Annotated in this window: 1 protein-coding gene; it reads right to left on the reverse strand. The window is 59.0% G+C overall.

Going from position 1 to position 1,302, the window contains the following annotated elements; translation table 11 throughout:
* Window positions 1–34: 34 nt before the first annotated feature.
* Complete coding sequence (locus tag KHO23_RS34840) at window positions 35–1,285, reverse strand: IS256 family transposase (protein WP_211617538.1); 1,251 nt, start codon at window positions 1,283–1,285, stop codon at window positions 35–37.
* Between the last annotated feature and the right edge of the window lie 17 nt (window positions 1,286–1,302).

A 1,302-nucleotide genomic window follows, 5' to 3' on the forward strand; every position in this document is an offset into this window, starting at 1 on the left:
GGGTGTCCCGAATTTTGTGTAAACGGGTTTGTGTTTAACCCGGCACGAGCCGTTCTTCGAACTGGATGGTGAAGCGGTTCAGGGCTGCTTTCCAGTCCCGGATCGGCATCGACCACTTCTTGCTGATGTTGTTCAGCGCCAGGTAGAACAGCTTGGTTACGGCCTCGTCTGTCGGGAATGAGCTACGGGTCTTGATCACCTTGCGCAGGCTCATGTTGATCGATTCAATGGCATTGGTGGTGTAAATCGCCTTCCTGATCTCCGGCGGGTAATCGAAGAACGGAATGACGCGTTCCCAGTTGCGCCGCCAGCTCTGCCCGATGGACGGGTAGTCCTTGTCCCACTTCGCTTCGAAGGTGCCCAGCATCTGTTCGGCCATCTCGACGGTCGATGAAGTGTAAATCGTCTTCAGATCGGCGGCGACCTCGCGCTGCACCTTCCACGACACGAAGTTCAGGCTGTTGCGCACCATGTGCACGATGCACAGTTGCACGGCCGCTTTCGGGTAGACCGCTTCAATGGCCTCAGGGAAGCCTTTGAGCCCATCGACACAGGCAATAAAAATGTCCTGCACGCCGCGTGTTTTCAACTCGGTGACCACCTGCAGCCAGAACTTCGCGCCCTCGGTCTGGGCAATCCACAGCCCCAGGACCTCCTTGTGACCGTTCATGTTCACGCCGATGGCCAGATAGACCGCCTTGGTCCGTACCGCGCCACTGTCGCGCACCTTGACGTGGATGCAGTCCAGATAGACGATCGGGTAAAGCGCGTCGAGCGGGCGAGCCTGCCAGATCTTCACTTCGTCGCTGACTGCGTCGGTGACGGCGGAAATGAGGGTGGGCGACACTTCAGTGCCGTACATTTCCTCCAGATGGCCCTGAATCTCCCGCACGCTCAGTCCCCGTGCATAGAGCGAGATGATCTTGTCATCGAAGCCCGTCCAGCGCGTCTGATGGCGTCCCACCAGTTTCGGCTCGAACGCGCCCTGGCGGTCGCGTGGAATATCGAGCGGCAACTCGCCGAACTCGCCCTGCAGCGTCTTGGCGCTGTGCCCGTTGCGGGTATTGCCCGTGGCATTGGTCACAGCCTCGCTCTTGCCATGGCCCAGGTGCTCGGACATCTCGCTCTCAAGCGCCCGCTCCACCAGCATCTTGGTGAGCTGCTTGAGCAGACCGTTCTCGCCAATCAGATCTTCCGGCTTCTGATAGTTCGTCAGCAGGCTGTCAGCCAGCTTGACGAGCTCAGGATCGGGTTTCACTCGTTTGTTGCGTTTCGCTACGGTCATCGTCGCTCCTGTTACTG

The organism is Paraburkholderia haematera (assembly GCF_905220975.1).
Classification (GTDB): domain Bacteria; phylum Pseudomonadota; class Gammaproteobacteria; order Burkholderiales; family Burkholderiaceae; genus Paraburkholderia; species Paraburkholderia haematera.